Here is an 18442-nt window from a genome sequence, read left to right on the forward strand (position 1 = left end):
GCGAGCCGTTGTCTGACAGCGCACGGGTGGCGCTGCGCGGGCGTTAGTGCCACCATGGAAGCATGACGAACGCCAACCACCACGCCAACCACCCCACCGATCCCGTCGCCACGCCGCGCGGCATCGACCACATCGTGGCCGGTGTTTCCACCAGCGATGGCGACGGCGTGAAACTCACCCGCGTGCTGCAGCAGCCGCTGCAGAAGCGGCTCGATCCCTACCTCATGCTCGATGCCTTCGGCAGCGACAACCCGGGCGACTACATCGGCGGCTTTCCGAGCCATCCGCACCGCGGCTTCGAGACCGTCACCTACATGATCGCGGGCCGCATGCGGCACCGCGACAGCGCGGGTCACGAAGGGCTGCTCGAGAACGGCGGCGTGCAGTGGATGACCGCCGGCCGCGGCCTCGTGCACAGCGAATTGCCCGAGCAGGAAGAAGGGCTGATGGAAGGCTTCCAGCTCTGGCTCAACCTGCCGGCGAAAGACAAGATGCGCGAGCCCTGGTATCGCGACATCCAGAGTGCCGAGATTCCCGAATTCACCACCGCCGGCGGTGCGCGGGTGCGCGTGATCGCGGGCGCGAGCCACGGCATCGAGGGCGCCGTGCGGCGCGAGCATACCGAGCCGCTGTACCTCGACATCGAGCTGCCCCCGGGCGTCGAATTCGCGCAGCCGCTGCCCCATGACCACAACGCGCTGGTCTACGTGTTCCGCGAGTCGCTGTGGATCGCGGGCAGCGAGATCCCGACGCGGCGCATGGCCATCCTCGCCAACGACGCGGGCAGCGACGGCTTGGTATTGCGCGCCGGCGCGACCAACCACAGCCCGGCGCGCGCGTTGCTCATTGCCGGCAAGCCGCTGAACGAACCGATCGCACAGTACGGCCCGTTCGTGATGAACACGCCCGAGCAGGTCAGGCAGGCGGTGCACGACTTCCAGAATGGAAAGCTGGGCTGAGGCTGCTGCACTCGCCCGCCTTCCAGGCCCCGGCCTTTCGCGCCGCGACAGATTCGCCGCGGCGCATCGAACTCACATCTCTGCGACTGGCTCGACTGGATGGGGCTGATCGACACCGGCACGCAGGCGCGGGTGGACCGCTGCATCGGCTACTACGAGCCCTCCGCCACCAGCCACGACGCTCTCGATGCCGACGCCGCCGTGCAGGAGGAAATCCGCCCGGTGGCCCGCGCCGTCGCCAAGGCGGTCGGTGATCTTCGCGCGGGGGCAGGCTGCAGCCGCGCGATAGCGGGTTGAAGCGGCCCCGGCCCAAGTGATTCCGAGCCGGCAAGGGCAACAAGTCGCGCCGCAGGCTGCTTGCGCAGGGCCTGTTCATCATTCTTTACCCAAGCTCACGCAGGGCTAACGCATGCGATACAGAGCGCTTCCACACTCCGTCTCACCTGCTGCCCATCGGCGGCGGGCTTCTTCGAAAGGAAGCACTTCTCATGATCTCTCTTCGCCAACGCATCGTCTGGGCCAGCCTGCTCGGTTCGGCCGCCCTCGCCTCTTCGGGTGCCTTCGCTCAAGCGCCGGCAGCCGCTCTGTCCGCAGCCGCGCCCACCGCCGCGGTGGCCCAGGCCGACAACGCCGCCGCGCCCAAGGCGCAGCACAAGCGCATGGACCCGGCCCAGCGCATGGAGCGCATGAAGGAACACCGCGCCAAGCGCCTCGCGGCCCTGAAGGAAAAGCTCAAGCTCACCTCGGCACAGGAAGGCGCCTGGAGCACCTTCACCAGCGCGACGCAGCCGCCCGCCGGTCCGCGTCCGCACATGGACCGAGCCGAGTTCGCCAAGCTGACCACGCCCGAGCGCCTGGAACGCATGCAGGCCCGTCAGGCCGAGCGCAGCGCGATGTTCGCCAAGCGCGCCGAAGCCACGAAGACCTTCTATGCCGCGCTGACGCCCGAGCAGCAGAAAGCCTTCGATGCCGAGACCGCGCACTTCGGCCATCGCGGCCACCGCGGCCATGACGGCGCCAAGCACGGTGCGCCCGCCGCCCCCGCCAAGAGCTGATCGATAGCCGTCCGGCGGCAACCGCAAGAAGCCCGCAATGCGAAAGCGCTGCGGGCTTTTTCACTGGCTGTCGTTCTTTACTTCGGCGTGCCGGTCTTGTCGGTCGGGTTCGTCACCACGTCCGGGCGCTCACCCTTCTGGCCGAAGCGCGGCGTCACCTTGCGGCCGGTCTGGCTGACTTCCGCACGGGACATCTCGCCGGTCGGCTGCGGCATGGCGTTGGGCTGATGGTTGACCGTGGTGGTCACCTCGCCCTTGGGCACCGGGTTGTTGGCGTTGTTGCGGTTGTGGGCGCGGGCCTCGGCCTTCACCGCATCCCGCGATGCCGGCATCGTGTTGTCCGGGCGCTGCGGTGGATTCGCCACGCCTGCCGGGGTCATCGTGCTGGCCTGGCCGCCGACCGATGGATCGGGCTGAGCCGGAATGGAGGTTGCCTGCGCCATGGCCAGCCCCGCGGCGCCGAGCAGCGCAGCGAGAACGGTGGCGCGGATGGAAGCCTGATGTCTCATGGGTGATCTCCTTGTGGCTTGATCCATTTGTTCATTTCCGCAGGGCGGAGCGGGGTTTCCGTTCCTTCTTTCCTTGCGAAACGTGGAATCACCGTAGGAGCCTCGGAAAATCGCCCGTGTGAGGGTGCGGCAGGCATGCCTGTAGGAGCCGGCCGTCCGGGCGCGAAGGCGGCGGCAGGATGGCGGCGGGAAGAAGTTGGCGCGTTCCTACAGTCGGCAAGGACGCGGCCACGTACAACGTGGATGACGATGTCTTCCTCACCCATCATTCCCGACGCCAGCGCGCCCGATGCCCGGACGGCCAGGCCTGCCGAGGCCGCGATGCAGGTCGCGCCGACCTCGCTCAAGGTCATGACGGTGAACACCCACAAGGGCTTCACCGCGCTGAACCGCAGGTTCATCCTGCCCGAACTGCGGGATGCGGTGCGCACCGTGGGCGCCGACGTGGTGTTCCTGCAGGAGGTGCTGGGCACCCATTCGCGCCATCCACGCAGGGTGAGCAACTGGCCCGAAGCGCCGCACTACGAATTCCTGGCCGACACCATGTGGCCGCAGTTCGCCTACGGCCGCAACGCGGTGTATCCCAAGGGGCATCACGGCAACGCGGTACTCTCGAAGTTCCCGATCGTGCATTTCCGCAACCACGACGTGTCCGTCAGCGGTCCCGAGAAGCGCGGCCTGCTGCATTGCGTGCTGCGGCTGCCGGGCCGCGCGGTCGACGTGCACGTGATCTGTACCCATCTGGGGTTGGCCGAGGCGCACCGGCAGCAGCAGCTGGAGTTGCTGTGCCACATCGTGCGCGACGAGGTGCCCGCCGAGGCACCGCTGATCGTGGCGGGCGACTTCAACGACTGGCGCGGCCGCGCGCACGACGTCCTGGAAAGGGGCGCGTCGCTGCGCGAGGTTTTCGTGCACGCCACCGGCCGCGCGGCCCGGACCTTTCCGGCGCGCTTTCCGGTGCTCTCGCTGGACCGCATCTACGTGCGCAACGCCGGCGCCCATGCCCCTGTGGTGCTGCCGCGCAGGCCGTGGTCGCATCTGTCGGACCACGCGCCGCTGGTGGCGGACATCGACCTGTGAGCAAGCCAGCCGTGAACAACAACAGCAACGACAACCACTGGATCGCCGGCAACCGCATCGGCCTGCTGGAGAACGGCGAGGAGTTCTTTCCGCGCGTGTTCAAGGCCATCCGCCGGGCGCGGCGCGAGGCGATCGTCGAGACCTTCATCCTGTTCGAGGACAAGGTCGGCCTGCAGCTGCATGCCGCCATGCTCGAGGCGGCGCTGCGCGGCGTGAAGGTCGACCTGATGATCGACGGCTTCGGCTCGCCCGACCTCTCGCGCGAATTCATCGAGGGCCTGACCTCGGCCGGCGTGAAGGTGCGGGTGTTCGATCCGGGCCGCCGCTTCATGGGCCAGCGGCTCAACGTGTTCCGCCGCATGCACCGCAAGATCGTGGTGATCGACGGCGAGCGCGCCTTCGTCGGCGGTATCAACTATTCGGCCGACCATCTGCTCGACTATGGCCCGATGGCCAAGCAGGACTACGCGGTGGAGCTCGAAGGGCCCATCGTGGGCGAGATCCACCAGTTCGTGCTGCGAGCCATCGCCCTGGGCGGCAAGGGGGCGGGCTGGTTCCGCCGCAGGCTGCGCCAGTTGCCCGACGCGAGGCATGCGCAGTCCGCCGGCACGGCCGACGCGATGTTCGTCACGCGCGACAACCGGCGCCACACCAACGACATAGAGCGGCAATACCGCGCCGCGATTCGCGCGGCGCGCGAGCGCATCGTGATCGCCAACGCGTATTTCTTTCCGGGCTACCGGCTCATCAAGGAACTGCGGCGCGCGGCGCGGCGCGGCGTGGACGTGCGGCTCATCCTGCAGGGCGAGCCCGACATGCCGATCGTGAAGACTGCCGCGAGCATGCTCTACCACCACCTGCTGCACGCGGGCGTGCGCATCTACGAGTACTGCGAACGCCCGCTGCACGGCAAGGTCGCGCTGATGGACGGCAAGTGGAGCACCGTGGGCTCGAGCAACCTCGATCCGCTGAGCCTCTCGCTCAACCTCGAGGCCAACGTGGTCGTGCGCGACGAAGCCTTCAACACGGTGCTGGCCGAGCGCCTTGAAAAGCTGATGCAGTACAGCTGCAAGCAGGTGGAGGCGGCCGACCTCGCCAGCGAATGGAGCGGCTGGAGGCTGGTGCGCAGCTTCTTCGTCTTCCACATCCTGCGCTGGTATCCGGCCCTGCTGGGCCGGCTGCCGCGCCACGTGCCGCGCCTGACGCCGGCCGAGGCCACCGACCTCGCGAGCCGGCGCGATACCGGGCGCAGCGATCCCACGGGCGGCGCCACGCAGACGGAAGCGGCCTGAGCCGCGACGGAAGCCGTGCTTCGATGAGCACCATCGCCCTCTCGCGCCACAACTGGCGGCCCTGGGCCCGCCGCGCGGCGGTGTGGGGCTTCTTCGCACTGATCGCATGGCTGCTCGTGCGGCAGGCGCTCGCGATCGACTGGGAGGACGTGTTCGACGCGATCCGCGCGCTGCCAGCCACTTCCCTGCTCGCGGCCGCCGCGCTGGCGGCCTGCAGCTTCGCCCTCTACAGCACCTACGACCTGCTGGGCCGTCGCCTCACGCGGCACAGGCTGGGCACGCCCACGGTGATGGGCGTGACCTTCATCAGCTACGCCTTCAATCTCAACCTGGGCTCTCTGGTGGGCGGCGTGGCGTTCCGCTACCGGCTCTATTCGCGGCTGGGGCTTTCCAACGACACCATCACGCGCGTGCTTGGCTTCAGCATGCTGACGAACTGGCTGGGTTACCTGGTGGTGGCTGGCACGGTCTTCTGCTTCTGGCCGATGACGCTGCCGCCCGAATGGAAGATCGGCAGCGAGGGCCTGCGCATCCTCGGCGCGGTGCTGCTCGTGGTCGCGCTGGCCTATCTGGTGCTGTGCGCCGTGGCGCGCGGGCATGTGTGGCGCGTACGCGGATTCGGGCTCAAGGTGCCGGGGTTCGCGATGGCGGTGCTGCAGCTCGCGATGTCGTGCGCCAACTGGTCGCTGATCGGCGGCGTGATCTGGTTCCTGCTGCAGGGGCAGGTCGCCTATGCGCAGGTGCTCGCGGTGCTGCTGGCGGCGGCGGTGGCCGGCGTTCTCACGCACGTGCCGGCGGGGCTCGGCGTCCTGGAGGCAGTGTTCGTGGCGCTGCTCTCGCACGAGGTGCCGCAGGCACAACTGCTCGGCGCGCTGCTGGCGTACAGGGGGCTTTACTACCTGCTGCCGCTGGCGGTGGCCGCGCTGGCCTATCTGTTCACCGAGGCGCGGGCCAGGCGGCTGGGTGTGCACACACCTCGGAAGGGCCGCGAGCGTGGGAAGTGACGGGCCCGGCAGCCGAAGAGGCTTTCGGCCGGCACGTAATTTCCACATCGGAAAGCGGAACTTGATCAACAAAAATGCAGATCTGTTTGGCTTGTGCACCAACTCCTGTCGCCGGCCACCACCTATAGTGGCCCGACCCCCTTTCACGCGTTCAGTCGCGGCCTCCTACATGTCGTCCTCCAGTTCAGTCGCCCGTCTCCCGGGCCCGCTCATGCAGCAGTGGTTCGACCTGGCGCTCAAGACCCACGAAATGCTGCTGTCGTCCGGCCTCGTGATCGGCATGCGCACCGAGCGCATGGCCCGCGCGGGGCTCGCGCCCAGCGCGGACGACCTTGCCGAGTTCCAGCTCATGGGACAGGAAAAGCTCGATGCCGCGAGCGAATCGGGCATCGCGATGGCCAGGCAATGGCACAGCAGCCATTTCTCCCTCGCCAACCGGGTGCTGCAGCAATGGCTGCAGAGCACGACGGCCTTCTTCTCGCTGGCGGGCAGCGTCACACCCGCGCAGGCGGCCGCGCATGGCGATGCCTTTGTTCAATCGGCCGCGGATACGGTCGATGCGGCGAGCGAGCTGCCGGGGATCGCGGCACGCATCGCGCGCCAGGGCCTGACGCCGATCCATGCCGCCGCCACTTCCAACGCGCGCCGGCTCTCGGGGCTCGAGGAATCCTGAGCCTCAGGCCTTCGCCGGCACCAGCGTCAGCAGCGTGATCTCGGAAGGTGCGCCGAAGCGCTTGGGCGGGCCCCAGTAGCCGGTGCCCCGGCTCACGTAGACCCACATGTCTTGCAGCCGGTGCAGGCCGGCCGTGAAGGGCTGCTGCATCGGCACGAACAGGTTCCAAGGAAAGAACTGGCCACCGTGCGTATGGCCCGACAGCTGCAGCTGGTAGCCGGCCGCGGCCGCCAGGGGCGCGCTGCGCGGCTGGTGCGCGAGCAGCACGCGCGTGTGCACCAGCGGCGGCGCGTCGTGCAGCGCCAGGTGCGGGTCGCTGGCGTGCGCCGCGTCGAAGTGCCCGGCGGTGAAGTCGGTCACGCCGGCCAGAACCAGCGCGCTTTCGAAAAGCTCCTCGTCGGTCTGCGCGCCGCGCACGTTGCGCGTCTGCAGCACCACGTGCTCGTTGAGCAGCACCTTCAGGCCCAGTCGGCGCAGCTCGTCGATCCAGGCATGCGCGCCCGCGTAGTACTCGTGGTTGCCCGTGACCACGAAGGTGCCGTGCCGCGCGCGCAGCCCGGCCAGCGGCGCGATGTGCTCGCGCAGCTCGGGCACGCTGCCGTCGACCAGGTCGCCGGTGATCGCGATGGCGTCCGCGCCCAGGCGGTTCACCGCGTCGACGATGCGCTGGATGTAGCTGTTGCGGATCGTCGGCCCCACGTGGATGTCGCTGAGCTGCGCGATGGTGAAGCCTTCGAGCGCCTGCGGCAGGCCGCGGATCGGCACTTCCACCCGCTTCACGCCGGCCGTGCGGCGCGCGTTCAGGAAGCCGACGACCGAGGTGGCCGTGGCCATCGCCAGCACCGCCAGCGCGCTCCATGGCAGCAGGGTGCTCCACTGCACCTGGACGCCGCCGACGGCCCCCGCGAGCCAGGCCAGCAGCAGGCCGGCGTCGCGCACCAGCGTGAGCACGAACATCGAGGAGAACCAGCCCATGCTGATCAGGCCGGTCCACTTGAGCACGGTGCCGTTTCCAGCGCCCTCGCGAGTACCGCGGCGCGACACGAAGGGCAGCGGGATGGTCGCCGCAGACACCACCAGCGCGGCGAGCGCCAACGGCCACGCGGGCGTGAGCACGGCCAGCGCGGGCAGCAGGCGCAGCGCGATATAGACGTGCAACAGCGCGGTCAGGGCGCTCAGGGGACGGATCGGCATCGGGGCAATGGGGTCGGGCACTGCCCGGGACAGGCCATCTGCAAGGCGCATGCCGTGCATTCAAGATACCGCGAGGCGCCTGGGTCGCTATTTTTTCTATAGCGTACAGCGCCCGGATAGCAAGCCTTGAGGCATGGCCCAATCCTCGGATTGTGCGCCGGCCGGATGCGCGCCGGTGCTCACTTGCGCGGCGCTACTGCACCGTGCGCGTGCCGGCTGAAGCCATGTCGGTGCCGGCGGGCCAGACGAAGGTCGCCTTGGCCGGCGCACCCTGGAGCACGTGCAGGTCCTGCTTGAGCACCTGGCTGCCGATGCGCGCCTCGACCACGTAGTTGCCCGGGTCCAGCCGCGCCACCATGAAGGGGCCGCCCGACACCACGTTGTCCAGCAGCGCGGTGCCGCTGCCGTCGCGCACCGTCACGCGGACGTTGGCGGCGAAATCGGCGCCCTTGTGGTCCTTGATCGCGAATTCGAAGGTGGCGGGCCAGCGCGGGGACACGGTCTCCATCAGCTTGGCCTCGTCGCTGCCGATGCCGCCGCTCATGTATTCGACGCCGTGCGACATGTAGATCGGCGGGTTCACCGCGGCCTGTGCCGGCGTGAACGCACCGAACAGGACGGCGCCGCAGAACATCGCAGCCGCCAGCGGCCGCATCACGCGCAGCGAGGATGGGAAACGGGAGTTCATGCTCAGGTCCTTTCTTTGCTTTTTCGTCGTGGCAAGAGGCCACGAAGCCACTGTGCGGCGCACGGCTTAGGAAAGTCTGACCTGATGCCCGCCGCGGCGGGCCGGGCTCAGCGGACGCTGGCGGAGGACTGCGCGAGCGTCTGCGCCTGCGGCGGCATCACCGAGGCCATGTCGAAGTTCGACGGCCACGCGAAGGAGGCGCGCGCCGGCACGCCCGCGATCACGACCATCGTCTGCGTCAGCGTGAGGCCTCCGAGCGTCACGTTCACGTCGTAGGCGCCCGGATTCAGGCGCGCGAGCATGTAGGGGCTCTTCGATTCCACGCTCATCACCGGCTGGCCGGTGTATTTCTGGCGGATTTCCACCGAGGCCTTGGCCGGAAAGCCCGGCTGCAGCGCCCCCTTGCCATCGCTGATGCCCAGCTCGATGGTGGCTGCCCAGCGCGGCGAGACCATTTCCATGAACGCGGCCTCGTCCCTGGCGGCGCCGCCGCACATGTATTCGATGCCCTGCGCCATCTGGATGGGCGGGTTGGTGAACGCGTGGGCCGTGCCCATGGCCCCGAGGAATGCTGCTGTGCCGCCCAATACCAGCGCGGCCAATGGCCGGCGGAGACGCTTAGGGTTCATTGCTGTGTGGTCCTCGATCTTGCGTGACGTGAAATCCGTCGGGGATTTTGCTTAGCAAGAGTCGGGCTAGATATAGCGTTTACGAGGAACGATCCGCGGATCGGAACTGAATGCTATTGTTTTCATAGCTGATGACGGCCATGTGACATGGCCGTCACCCGGTTTCGGCGGCTCGGCTCAGGAAAACCCTGATCGGCGGCTTCACGGCGCCTTCGGCGACGGTCGCACGGCGAACGCCTACAACGGTGCACGCCGGCGCGCTGATCGGGCGCGCGGCGAGCGGCACCGGCGGGATCGCCCGGCTGACGCGGCAGATGCAGCGCGTGCTGGAAAGGCAGTTCAGCCCCGGCTGCGCCCGTACCGGCAACCGTGCGGGCAACGGCACCGACGCGACGTGATCCGACCTGAGGTGGCCTCGCCTGTCGATGGCGCTGCCGTGCGCAGCGCTTCGACGAGCGTGAGCGTGTTCCGCACCCGTGGGGCGTGTCGCCGCGCGGCGGCAGGGATGTTCGCGGCGCCATATGCTCGGCGCTCCAGAACAACAAGCCCCGTCCCGGCCGCCGCCGCGCGACGACCCACCGATGCAACCGACCGGAACCCTGCGCGGCATCGCCGCGATGCTGTTGGCCTGCGCCTTCTTCGCCTGCATGGACGCCATGCTCAAGACCCTGGCCGGCCACTACCCGCCGCTGCAGGTGACGGCGCTGCGCGGCCTGACCGCCCTGCCTCTGGTGTGCCTGTACATCGCCTGGCGGCGCGAGGCGGGCGGCGTCTTCAACCGCCGGCTGCGCTGGCGGCTGCACCTGCTGCGCGCCACGCTCAACATGGCGATGCTCGTGCTCTTCGTGCACGGCCTGAAGACGCTGGGGCTGGCCGAAGCCTACACGCTCACCTTCATCGCGCCGCTGCTGATGGTGCTCATCGCGGTGCCGATGCTGGGCGAATCGATCCTGCCGCGGCACTGGGTCGCCATCGGGCTGGGCTTCGCGGGCGTCGTGATCGCGCTGCGGCCCGAGCAGGACGCCTTTCTCGCGCCGGGCGCGCTCGCGATCCTGGTGGCGGCGGTCTGCTATGCGCTGTCGAACATGCTGGGCCGGCTCATCAGCCGCACCGAGCCGAGCGCCGCGCTGGTCTTCTGGACCACCGCCGGCATGGCGTTGGGCGGCAGCCTGCTGTCGGCGCCGCAATGGGTGCCGATCCAGCCGCAGCACACCTGGGTGCTCGCGGGCCTGGCCCTGAGCGGCTTCCTGGGCCAGCTCGCCATTGCAGAGGCGTTCCGCCATGGGCAGGCCGCCGCCATCGCTCCATTCGAATACAGCGCCCTGGCCTGGGGGCTCCTGATCGACTGGCTGTTCTGGAACGCCGCGCCCGATGCATGGACGCTGGGCGGCGGCGCGCTGATCATCGCGAGCGGGCTGTGGCTGGCGCGAAGCGAGGCGCCGAGATCAGGAACACAGGAGCGGCGCGCGGCCTGAGCCGCCCGCCTGCCGATCACTCGATCAGCGCGCGCTTCACGTCTTCCTGCAGGCTGCGCAGGTGATCGCGCATGGCCACGCGCGCGCGTTCGGCGTCTCGTGCGCGCAGCGCGCGGATGATCTCGCCGTGCTCGTCGTGGTTCTCCGAATGCCTGTGCAGCGGGCTGTGCAGGCGGAAGAGCCGTGCGTTGACGCGAAGCTCCTCCACCAGCCGCGGGAACACGACGTTGCCGCTGGCCCTGGCGATCAGCAGGTGGAAGCGGTCGTCGAAGTGCCAGTGCTCGGTCTCGCTGTGCTCGCCGCCGCCCAGCGTCGCGATGTCGGCCTCCAGCGCGTCGATCTCCGCGTCGGTGATCTTGCCCACCGCCAGTGCGATGGCCTCGCACTCGATGACCTCGCGCGCGCGCATGCAGTCGAAGTATTCCTTGGTGCCTAGCGCGCGCACGGCGTAGGAGCGCGCATCGCGCCGCACCAGCAGCCCCTCGCCCGCCAGCCGCACCAGCGCTTCGCGCATGGGCGTGCGCGAGATGCGCAGGTCTTCCGCCAGCCGTGCCTCCTGCAGCGGGCTGCCGGCCGATATCTGGCGATCGAGGATGAGGGTGCGCAGCCGGTCGTAGGCCTGTTCGGCCAGGCTGGCGGAGCGCACCTCCAGGGGGGCGATCGTGATGGTGGCGGGCTGCGTGGGGCTGGGAAGGCTGGGCATGCGGGGATGGGCGAAAGCCGCGAGGGCGGGTGAGCTTAGCAGGGCCGGCCGGGCGCGCTCAGGGCCATTCTTTCAGAGCCATTTGTCCAGCGGATTGCCGTCGTTGGGCGCGCGCGGCCGCAGGCACGGAAGGAACTGGCCGGAGCCGGGCTCGGCCTGGAACACGCCGTCCTGCCACACGACGCGCCCGCGCGAGACGGTCAGGCCGGGCCAGGCGCGCAGCCGCATGCCCTCGTAGGGGGTGTAGTCGGCGTCGTGGTGGAGCATGTCGTTGGACAGCAGCTTCCCCTGGCCCTCGGGGAACATGTCCCACACCACGAAGTCGGCGTCGCTGCCCACGGCGATGGTGCCCTTGCGCGGGTACAGGCCGTACAGGCGCGCCGGGTTCGTGGCGGTGAGCTCGACGAAGCGGTGGATGTCGATGCGCCCCTTGAGCACGCCTTCGCTCATGAGCAGCGGCAGGCGCGTTTCCACGCCTGGGATGCCGTTGGGGATGCGGTCGAAGGAGGCGTTGTCGCCGGCCACGCGCTTGCCGTCGCTGCCGTTCATGTTGAAGGGCGCATGGTCGGAAGAGACGATGGTGAAGAGCCCGCTCGACAGCCCGTTCCAGATGAACTGCTGGTTCGCCTTGTCGCGCGGCGGCGGGCTGCAGATGCAGCGCGCGCCGTGCATCGGGTCGTCGGGGTCGATGCCCAGGTCCTCGGCGCTCAGGAACAGGTATTGCGGGCAGGTCTCGGCGTGGATGGGCAGCCCGCGTCCGCGCGCCCAGTGGATCTGCTCGACGGCCTCGCGGCCCGAGACGTGGACGATCAGGATGGGCGTGTCGACCAGTTCCGCCAGCGCGATGGCGCGGTGCGTGGCCTCGCGCTCCACCGCCATCGGCCGCGAGCTGGAGTGGTAGCGCGGCGCGGTGAGGCCTGCGTCGAGCAGCTGCTCGGTGAGCCAGGCGATGCAGTCGCTGTTCTCGGCGTGGATCATCGTCATCGCGCCGTGTCGGCGGGCGGTGGCCAGCACCTCGATGATCTGGCGGTCGTCCAGCTTCAGGTCGTCGTAGGTCATGTAGATCTTGAAGGAGGTGTAGCCCTTCTCGATCAAGGCGGGCAGCTCGCGCTGCGTCACGTCGCGCGTGGCGTCGGCCACGATCAGGTGGAAGGCGTAGTCGATCACCGCCTTGCCCTCGGCGCGGCGGTGGTAGTCGTCGACGGCCTCCTGCACGCTGCGGCCCTTCTGCTGCGCGGCGAAGGGCAGCACGGTGGTGGTGCCGCCGCATGCGGCCGAGCGGGTGCCTGAGAGGAAGTCGTCGGCGAAGCGCGAGCCGTCGCTGGTGGGCTGGTCGAAGTGGCAGTGGCCGTCGACGCCGCCGGGCGTGACCAGCCGGCCGCGCGCGTCGATCTCGCGCGCGGCGCCGGCGTCGAGCCCCTGCGCGATGGCGCAGATGCGCCCGTCGCGCACGCCGATGTCGGCGGTGTAGCGGTCGCCGGCGGTGGCGATGTCTGCGTTGCGCAGGATCAGGTCGTAGGTGCTCATTGGGCTTTCGTCCTCTTTAGCGCTGCTCGAGCGCGGGCTCCGCAGGCACCACCGGCGCCGCAGCGGCATTGCCGTAGGCGCGGCCGTAGTGGCGCTCGATGCGGCGCTGGATGAAGTCCCAGGCGGTGGTCATGAGCAGGTAGTAGATGGCGGCGACGATGAAGAGCTCGAGCACCATGAACTTCTCCTGGATCAGCACCTGGGTGCGGCGCAGCAGCTCCTCCATCGAGATCACCGAGGTGATCGATGTGGTCTTGAGCAGGCCGTTGATGCTGTTGCCCAGCGTCGGCACGATCAGGCGCATGGCCTGCGGCAGCACGATGTAGCGCATGGTCTGCGCGCTGCTGAAGCCCACGGCGCGCGCGGCGTTGGTCTGCCCGGCGGAGATCGACTGGATGCCGCCGCGCACGATCTCGGCGAGGTAGGCCGCCTCGTTGAGGATCAGGCCCAGCAGCGCCGACTCGATCACCGAGAGCTTCAGCCCCAGCTGCGGCAGCCCCGTGAAGATGATGATGAGCTGCACCAGCAGCGGCGTGCCGCGGAACACCCAGATGTAGAAGTGCGCCGGCGCCGACAGCCAGCGGTGGCTGGACAGGCGGGCCAGGGCCAGCGCGCAGCCCACCACCAGCCCGCCCGCGATCGCCGCGAGCGTGAGCCACAGCGTGGTCACCGCGCCGCTGAGGATGTACGGATTGAACAGGTAGTCGAAGAAGCCCGACCAGCTCCAGCCTTGTCCCATGGAAGTTTCCTTCGCTTGCTTGCTCTATGGTGATGCGGACGGCGGCACGCCCTCAGCTCGCCGGGCCCTTGACCGTCACGGCGCCGTCGGCGGCCTTCACGCCGTACTGGTCGAACAGCTTCTGGAAGCTGCCATCGGCCTTCATGTCGTTCATGACCTTGGCCATCGCGGCGGCCAGGTCCTTGTTGCGCGCGGCCAGTGCGACCGGCGTGGGGAACAGACCGTGCAGCACGCGCTCGAAGTCGCCGCGCTTCTGGTATTCGGCGCCGGTCGAGTCGATGGACAGCGCCACTTCCACCTGGCCTGCGCGCAGCGCCTGGAAGGCCATCGCGAAGTTCTCGAAGGTGCGGATGGTCATGCCCTTCATGCCCTTGTCGGTGAGCTGCTTGTCGAGCTCGCGCGCCTTGCGCTCCTCGAAGCCGCCGAGCTCCACGCCGATGCTCTTGCCCGAGAGGTCCTCGGGCTTCGTGATCTTCAGCGGGTTGCCCTTGGCGGCGCTGATGCTGATGGCCTGGTCTTCGTAGACCAGCATCTGCATGAGCTTGGCGCGCTCGTCGGTGAAGAAGATGCCGGTGTTGATGACGTCCCAGCGGCCGGCCTGCAGGCCGGGGATCATGGCCGAGAACTCGATGCGCACGTACTCGGGCGTGAGGCACAGGCGCTTGGCGATCTGCTCGCCCAGCTCCACGCGCATGCCCTTGAGCGCGCCGGTCTGGTCGACGAACTGCATCGGCGGCAGCGTCGGGTTCACCGACATGGTCAGCGTGCCCTTCTTGACGAGGGCCGAGTCGGGCACGGGCGACTTGCAGGCCTGCTGCGCGTTCGCGGCGCCAGCGCAGGAGATGAAGAGTGCCGTTGCCGACGCGAGAGCGGGGAGCAGTTTCATGGTGTGGTCCTTGAGGAAGGGATCGAGGCGACGAGGTGGGGAAAAGGAGAACGAGGTGCCGGCGGCCGCTTCAGGCGCGGATCGAGTCCAGCAGTTCGAGGCGCGCGAGCTCGCGGCGCAGGTCGGCGGCGTCGGCATCGGGCAGCGGCAGGCGCGGGGCGCGGGGCTTGCCGACGGGCAGGCCCATCATCGACAGGCCGTCCTTGGAGGCCGCGACATAGCGGTGGCCGCCGACCCAGCGCACGATCGGCAGCATCTTCCTGTAGAGCGCGAGCGCGGCGGGCATGTCGCGCTCGTCGGCCACCAGCTCGAACAGGCGCGCCGACATCTTCGGAATGAGGTTGGAGCACACGGCCACCCAGCCTTGCGCGCCGAGCCAGAACGACTCGTAGCCCAGGATGCCGGCGAACACGGTCATGCGGTCGCCGCACAGCTCGATGATGTCGCGCACGCGGGTGACCTCGAGCGTCGACTCCTTGATGTACTTGCAGTTGTCGATGCGCGAGAGGCGCGCCACCAGTTCGGGCTTGAGGTCGACGTTGGCGGTGGCCGGGTTGTTGTAGACCATGATCGGAATGCCGATCGCCTCGCCCACCTTGCGGTAGTGCTCGAACAGCTCGTCGTCGGTGGGCGTGCTGTAGAAGGGCGGAATGATCATGACGCCGTCGGCGCCCATGTTCTCGGCCTCGCGGCTCAGCCGCACGCACTCGTCGGTCCACTCCGCGCCGGTGCCGATCAAGACCGGCACGCGTTTTGCAGCGGTGCTCACGCAGGTTTCGATCACCAGCTGGCGCTCGTCGGGCGTCAGCGAGAGGAACTCACCGGTGCTCCCCAGGGGGATCAGCCCGTGGATGCCTTCCTCGATTTGCCAGTTGACCAGCTTCTTGAGCGCAGGCACGTCCACGTGCTTGCCGTCGGCGGTCATGGGGGTGATGAGCACCGTATAGGTGCCGCGGAACGCTGTCATGGGCAGTCCTTGGGAAAAATTCGGGCGATTCGGTATATGTATACGTTGAGTATACGTATACAATCTGGCGCGTCAACCGTAAGTTGACGTTCTTCCTTCGCACTGACCATGAGCGCCAGACTGACCCACCCTTCCATTACCCCGGCCGGGCGCCCCGTGCGCTTCTGGTACGACGGTCAGCCCGTCGAGGGCCTGGAGGGTGAAACCATCGCGGCGGCGCTGGCGGCTGGCGGCATCAAGGCGATGCGCCACACCCGCGGCGGCGAGCGCCGGGGTCTTTATTGCGGCATGGGCGCATGCTTCGACTGCCTGGTCACCGTCGACGGGCAATCCAGCCAGCGTGCCTGCCTCACGAAGGTGGCCGATGGCCAGCAGGTGCGTTCGGCACAACCCGCCGGCACGCCCGACGACCCGCTGCAGCCGCTCACCCCCCAGGCCGGCGCCGAACCCGAGCGCCGGCAGGTCGACGTGCTCGTCGTCGGCGCGGGCCCGGCCGGCCTTTCGGCCGCGCTCGCCGCACGCCGCGCCGGTGCGGGCGTGCTGGTGCTCGACGAGCGCCCGCAGTCCGGCGGCCAGTTCTACAAGCCGCTCGCGCCTTCGCACTCGGCGCCCTCCCCGGCCGACCGCCAGTTCGCTCAAGGCCTCGCGCTCGAGCACGAAGTCCGCGCCGCCGGTGTCGCCATTGCCCAGGGCGCACAGGTCTGGGCAGCCTTCTCTCCACGCGAAGTCGCCGCGCTCATCGACGGACGAGCTTGTGCCATCAACTGCCGGCAACTCGTCATCGCCCCTGGCGCCTACGAGCGCCCCGTGCCCTTCCCCGGCTGGACCCTCCCCGGCGTGATGACCACCGGCGCCGGCCAGACGCTCGCACGCGCATACCGCGTGGCGCCCGGCCGCCGTGTGGTGATCGCCGGCAACGGACCGCTCAACCTGCAGCTCGCTGCCGAGTTCCTTGCCGGCGGCGCCGAAGTCGTCGCGGTATTGGAATCGGCCCCGCGCCCTTCGCCGAAGCAATGGCGCCATCTGCTGGCCGCGGCGCGCACGGCCCCCGACTTGCTGCTCGACGGCTGGCGCTACCTGCGAAAACTGCGCGCCCACAAGGTGCCTGTGCTGTGGGAACACGCCGTCGTTTCCGCCGAAGGCTCCACCGGATTGCACGCGGTGCAAGTAGCGCAGATCGACGCCCGGGGCCAGGCCATGCCCACGACGGCACGCCGCCTCGAAGCCGACACGCTCTGCCTCGGCTACGGCTTCATCCCCTCCACCGAACTCGCGCGCATGCTCGGCTGCGAGCACCGCCTCGCGCCCCGCCATCTGGGCTACCTCGCAACCGTCACGCAGGAAGACGGCGCCACCAGCCTGCCCGGCGTGTACGTGGTGGGCGATGGTGCCGACCTCGGCGGCTCCCGCGTCGCGCTCGCGCGCGGCACGCTGGCCGGCACCGCCGTGGCGCGCAACCTCGGCCTGCAGGCTCCCGAGCCCGGCGAGGCGACGGAAAAACTGCACCGTGCCGAATGCTTCCAGCAGGCGCTGTGGTCGATCTATGCACCGCCGCCCGTCAACCTCTCGGTGGTGCCCGACGAAACACTGCTGTGCCGCTGCGAGGAAATCACCTTCGGCTCCGTGCGCGAGCAGATCCGCGCCGGCAGCGACACGCTGGCCGCGCTCAAGCGCAACACCCGCCTCGGCATGGGCCGCTGCCAGGCGCGCTACTGCGCCGTCACCGCCGGCCGGCTGCTGACCGAGATGACCGGCCGGCAGCCGCAGGTCGAGCAGTACTTCGCCCCGCGCCCGCCCGCCAAGCCGGTGCCGGCCGGCGCGCTCGGCTTCGAGAAACCCGAGTGGGGCGGCCACAAGCCCGCCATCACGCCCAATCTCGCGCGGCCGGTGGAACAGGCGCCGTTCGAGACCACGCTGCGCACCGACGTGCTGGTGATCGGCGCCGGCGTGCTCGGCTCCTGCCTCGGCTACTACCTGTCGAAGGCCGGCCAGGACGTGACGGTGGCCGACCGCGACGACATCAACCTGCAGGCCTCGGGCGCCAACGCCGGCAGCCTGCACGTGCAGCTTCTCTCATTCGACTTCGGCGCCAAGGCGCAGGAAGGCGGCGGTCCGGCCGCGGCCACGCTGCCGCTCGGGCCGATGTCGGTGCGCCTGTGGCAGGAGATCGAGGCCGACTGCGGCGAAGACCTCGAAATCAAGATCACCGGCGGCCTCATGGTGGCCGACAGCGAAGCCGGCATGCGTTTTCTAGAAGCCAAGGCCGCGCTGGAGCGCAGCCACGGCATCGATGCGCAGGTGATCGACGGCGCCGAGCTGCGGCGCCTTTCGCCCGCGCTGTCCGGGCAGCTGCTGGGCGCCGAGCTCTGCCCCATGGAAGGCAAGATCAATCCGCTGCGCGCCACCTACGCGGTCGCGCGGCGTGCCCAGCAGCAAGGCGCGCGCATGCTGCGCGGCTGCGACGTGCAGTCCATCGAAGCGCTGCCGGGCGAAGGCGGCGGCTTCGTCGTGCGCACATCGCGCGGCAGCATCCACGCAGGGCGCGTCGTGAATGCGAGCGGCGCGTGGTCGAGTGCGGTCGGCCGCATGCTGGGCGTGAACATCCCCGTCAAGGGCGCGCCGCTGCAGATGATCGTGACGGAGCCTGCGCCGCCGCTGGTCAACCACCTCGTCGCGCATGCCGATCGGCACCTGAGCCTCAAGCAGGCCGCCAGCGGCGGCCTCATCGTCGGCGGCGGCTGGACGGCCGCCTTCAACGAAGGCATGCGCCTCAACCGCGCCGAGCGCGAGAGCATCGAAGGCAATCTCTGGGTGGCCGGCCATGTGCTGCCGGCCGTGCGCGGGCTGCACATGGTGCGCTGCTGGGCCGGCATGAACGTGAACATCGACGGCGCGCCCATCCTCGGCGAAGTGCCGGGCCGCCCCGGCTTCTACAACGCCGTCACTTCCAACGGCTACACGCTCGCTCCCATCACCGCGCGGCTGGTCACCGACCTCATCGTGCGCGGCCGCACCGACATCGACATCAGCCCCTTCCTCATCGACCGCTTTCTCTGATCGCC

At 69.1% G+C, this 18442-nt stretch carries 18 protein-coding genes and 1 pseudogene; 10 read left to right on the plus strand and 9 right to left on the minus strand.

What is annotated here, in order from left to right:
* Positions 1–62: 62 nt before the first annotated feature.
* The 3 genes and pseudogenes from QMO14_RS04090 to QMO14_RS04100 all read left to right on the plus strand — a co-directional run bounded on the left by QMO14_RS04090 (position 63) and on the right by QMO14_RS04100 (position 2014).
* Positions 63–959 carry a pirin family protein gene (locus QMO14_RS04090; protein WP_301504694.1) on the plus strand — a complete coding sequence of 299 codons (897 nt, stop codon included), beginning with the start codon at positions 63–65 and terminating at the stop codon, positions 957–959.
* Between the two features lie 75 nt (positions 960–1034).
* Positions 1035–1276 (plus strand): annotated as a pseudogene (locus QMO14_RS04095) (NADPH-dependent FMN reductase); the annotation flags it as partial.
* A gap of 171 nt (positions 1277–1447) precedes the next feature.
* Positions 1448–2014: a Spy/CpxP family protein refolding chaperone gene (locus QMO14_RS04100; RefSeq protein WP_301504696.1), complete on the plus strand. Its 567-nt coding sequence runs from the start codon at positions 1448–1450 to the stop codon at positions 2012–2014.
* A gap of 77 nt (positions 2015–2091) precedes the next feature.
* Here the strand turns inward: QMO14_RS04100 and QMO14_RS04105 are convergent, their stop codons facing one another.
* Complete coding sequence (locus QMO14_RS04105; RefSeq protein ID WP_301504698.1) at positions 2092–2523, minus strand: serine/threonine protein kinase; 432 nt, start codon at positions 2521–2523, stop codon at positions 2092–2094.
* 249 nt (positions 2524–2772) lie between these two features.
* On the opposite strand from QMO14_RS04105, the gene QMO14_RS04110 reads away from it, so the two are divergent.
* The 4 genes from QMO14_RS04110 (at position 2773) to QMO14_RS04125 (ending at position 6572) form a co-directional block, all read left to right on the plus strand.
* Complete coding sequence (locus tag QMO14_RS04110; RefSeq protein ID WP_301504700.1) at positions 2773–3603, plus strand: endonuclease/exonuclease/phosphatase family protein; 831 nt, start codon at positions 2773–2775, stop codon at positions 3601–3603.
* Positions 3600–4895, plus strand: coding sequence for a cardiolipin synthase ClsB (gene clsB / locus QMO14_RS04115; protein WP_301504702.1), 1296 nt, complete (start codon positions 3600–3602; stop codon positions 4893–4895). Before QMO14_RS04110 ends, clsB begins: the two co-directional genes overlap by 4 nt.
* A gap of 23 nt (positions 4896–4918) precedes the next feature.
* Positions 4919–5899 (plus strand): lysylphosphatidylglycerol synthase domain-containing protein, encoded by a 981-nt coding sequence (locus QMO14_RS04120; RefSeq protein WP_301504704.1) that lies wholly within the window; start codon positions 4919–4921, stop codon positions 5897–5899.
* Between the two features lie 211 nt (positions 5900–6110).
* Positions 6111–6572 (plus strand): polyhydroxyalkanoate granule-associated phasin, encoded by a 462-nt coding sequence (locus tag QMO14_RS04125; protein ID WP_301504706.1) that lies wholly within the window; start codon positions 6111–6113, stop codon positions 6570–6572.
* A 3-nt stretch (positions 6573–6575) separates the two neighbouring features.
* Here QMO14_RS04125 and QMO14_RS04130 read toward each other — a convergent pair whose 3' ends face one another.
* The 3 genes from QMO14_RS04130 to QMO14_RS04140 all read right to left on the minus strand — a co-directional run bounded on the left by QMO14_RS04130 (position 6576) and on the right by QMO14_RS04140 (position 9083).
* Positions 6576–7826, minus strand: a complete 1251-nt coding sequence (locus QMO14_RS04130) for a metallophosphoesterase (RefSeq protein ID WP_301504707.1) — start codon at positions 7824–7826, stop codon at positions 6576–6578.
* Positions 7827–7959: 133 nt separating this feature from the next.
* Positions 7960–8454, minus strand: a complete 495-nt coding sequence (locus QMO14_RS04135; protein WP_301504708.1) for a hypothetical protein — start codon at positions 8452–8454, stop codon at positions 7960–7962.
* A gap of 107 nt (positions 8455–8561) precedes the next feature.
* The gene (locus tag QMO14_RS04140) at positions 8562–9083 is read right to left on the minus strand and encodes a hypothetical protein (protein WP_301504710.1); all 522 of its coding nucleotides are present in this window, start codon (positions 9081–9083) and stop codon (positions 8562–8564) included.
* 245 nt (positions 9084–9328) lie between these two features.
* Here QMO14_RS04140 and QMO14_RS04145 point away from each other — a divergent pair, with 245 nt between their 5' ends.
* Both QMO14_RS04145 and QMO14_RS04150 read left to right on the plus strand, forming a co-directional pair.
* A complete protein-coding gene (locus tag QMO14_RS04145) occupies positions 9329–9481 on the plus strand; it encodes a hypothetical protein (RefSeq protein ID WP_301504712.1) in 153 nt (50 codons plus the stop codon).
* Between the two features lie 183 nt (positions 9482–9664).
* On the plus strand, positions 9665–10558 hold the full coding sequence (locus QMO14_RS04150) for a DMT family transporter (RefSeq protein ID WP_301504714.1): 894 nt from the start codon (positions 9665–9667) through the stop codon (positions 10556–10558).
* Between the two features lie 16 nt (positions 10559–10574).
* Here QMO14_RS04150 and QMO14_RS04155 read toward each other — a convergent pair whose 3' ends face one another.
* The 5 genes from QMO14_RS04155 to QMO14_RS04175 form a co-directional block, all read right to left on the minus strand.
* The gene (locus tag QMO14_RS04155) at positions 10575–11261 is read right to left on the minus strand and encodes a GntR family transcriptional regulator (RefSeq protein ID WP_301504716.1); all 687 of its coding nucleotides are present in this window, start codon (positions 11259–11261) and stop codon (positions 10575–10577) included.
* 72 nt (positions 11262–11333) lie between these two features.
* The gene (gene hydA, locus QMO14_RS04160; protein ID WP_301504718.1) at positions 11334–12788 is read right to left on the minus strand and encodes a dihydropyrimidinase; all 1455 of its coding nucleotides are present in this window, start codon (positions 12786–12788) and stop codon (positions 11334–11336) included.
* A 16-nt stretch (positions 12789–12804) separates the two neighbouring features.
* Positions 12805–13527, minus strand: coding sequence for an amino acid ABC transporter permease (locus tag QMO14_RS04165; protein ID WP_301504721.1), 723 nt, complete (start codon positions 13525–13527; stop codon positions 12805–12807).
* Positions 13528–13579: 52 nt separating this feature from the next.
* Entirely contained in the window at positions 13580–14413 is an 834-nt protein-coding gene (locus QMO14_RS04170; protein ID WP_301504723.1) for an ABC transporter substrate-binding protein, read from the minus strand.
* A 70-nt stretch (positions 14414–14483) separates the two neighbouring features.
* Positions 14484–15380, minus strand: a complete 897-nt coding sequence (locus QMO14_RS04175) for a dihydrodipicolinate synthase family protein (RefSeq protein ID WP_301504725.1) — start codon at positions 15378–15380, stop codon at positions 14484–14486.
* 108 nt (positions 15381–15488) lie between these two features.
* Here QMO14_RS04175 and QMO14_RS04180 point away from each other — a divergent pair, with 108 nt between their 5' ends.
* Positions 15489–18437, plus strand: coding sequence for an FAD-dependent oxidoreductase (locus tag QMO14_RS04180; RefSeq protein WP_301504727.1), 2949 nt, complete (start codon positions 15489–15491; stop codon positions 18435–18437).
* Positions 18438–18442 lie beyond the last annotated feature (5 nt).

It is taken from the genome of Variovorax sp. CAN15, from assembly GCF_030462475.1.
Lineage (GTDB): Bacteria > Pseudomonadota > Gammaproteobacteria > Burkholderiales > Burkholderiaceae_C > Variovorax.

Excerpts from the sequence above, each read along its gene's own strand:
- QMO14_RS04090 (WP_301504694.1), top strand. The coding sequence starts at position 63 with ATGACGAACGCCAACCACCACGCCAACCACCCCACCGATCCCGTCGCC.
- QMO14_RS04100 (WP_301504696.1), top strand. The coding sequence starts at position 1,448 with ATGATCTCTCTTCGCCAACGCATCGTCTGGGCCAGCCTGCTCGGTTCG.
- QMO14_RS04105 (WP_301504698.1), bottom strand. The coding sequence starts at position 2,523 with ATGAGACATCAGGCTTCCATCCGCGCCACCGTTCTCGCTGCGCTGCTC.
- QMO14_RS04110 (WP_301504700.1), top strand. The coding sequence starts at position 2,773 with ATGTCTTCCTCACCCATCATTCCCGACGCCAGCGCGCCCGATGCCCGG.
- QMO14_RS04120 (WP_301504704.1), top strand. The coding sequence starts at position 4,919 with ATGAGCACCATCGCCCTCTCGCGCCACAACTGGCGGCCCTGGGCCCGC.
- QMO14_RS04125 (WP_301504706.1), top strand. The coding sequence starts at position 6,111 with ATGCAGCAGTGGTTCGACCTGGCGCTCAAGACCCACGAAATGCTGCTG.
- QMO14_RS04130 (WP_301504707.1), bottom strand. The coding sequence starts at position 7,826 with ATGCACGGCATGCGCCTTGCAGATGGCCTGTCCCGGGCAGTGCCCGAC.
- QMO14_RS04135 (WP_301504708.1), bottom strand. The coding sequence starts at position 8,454 with ATGAACTCCCGTTTCCCATCCTCGCTGCGCGTGATGCGGCCGCTGGCG.
- QMO14_RS04140 (WP_301504710.1), bottom strand. The coding sequence starts at position 9,083 with ATGAACCCTAAGCGTCTCCGCCGGCCATTGGCCGCGCTGGTATTGGGC.
- QMO14_RS04150 (WP_301504714.1), top strand. The coding sequence starts at position 9,665 with ATGCAACCGACCGGAACCCTGCGCGGCATCGCCGCGATGCTGTTGGCC.
- QMO14_RS04155 (WP_301504716.1), bottom strand. The coding sequence starts at position 11,261 with ATGCCCAGCCTTCCCAGCCCCACGCAGCCCGCCACCATCACGATCGCC.
- hydA (WP_301504718.1), bottom strand. The coding sequence starts at position 12,788 with ATGAGCACCTACGACCTGATCCTGCGCAACGCAGACATCGCCACCGCC.
- QMO14_RS04165 (WP_301504721.1), bottom strand. The coding sequence starts at position 13,527 with ATGGGACAAGGCTGGAGCTGGTCGGGCTTCTTCGACTACCTGTTCAAT.
- QMO14_RS04170 (WP_301504723.1), bottom strand. The coding sequence starts at position 14,413 with ATGAAACTGCTCCCCGCTCTCGCGTCGGCAACGGCACTCTTCATCTCC.
- QMO14_RS04175 (WP_301504725.1), bottom strand. The coding sequence starts at position 15,380 with ATGACAGCGTTCCGCGGCACCTATACGGTGCTCATCACCCCCATGACC.
- QMO14_RS04180 (WP_301504727.1), top strand. The coding sequence starts at position 15,489 with ATGAGCGCCAGACTGACCCACCCTTCCATTACCCCGGCCGGGCGCCCC.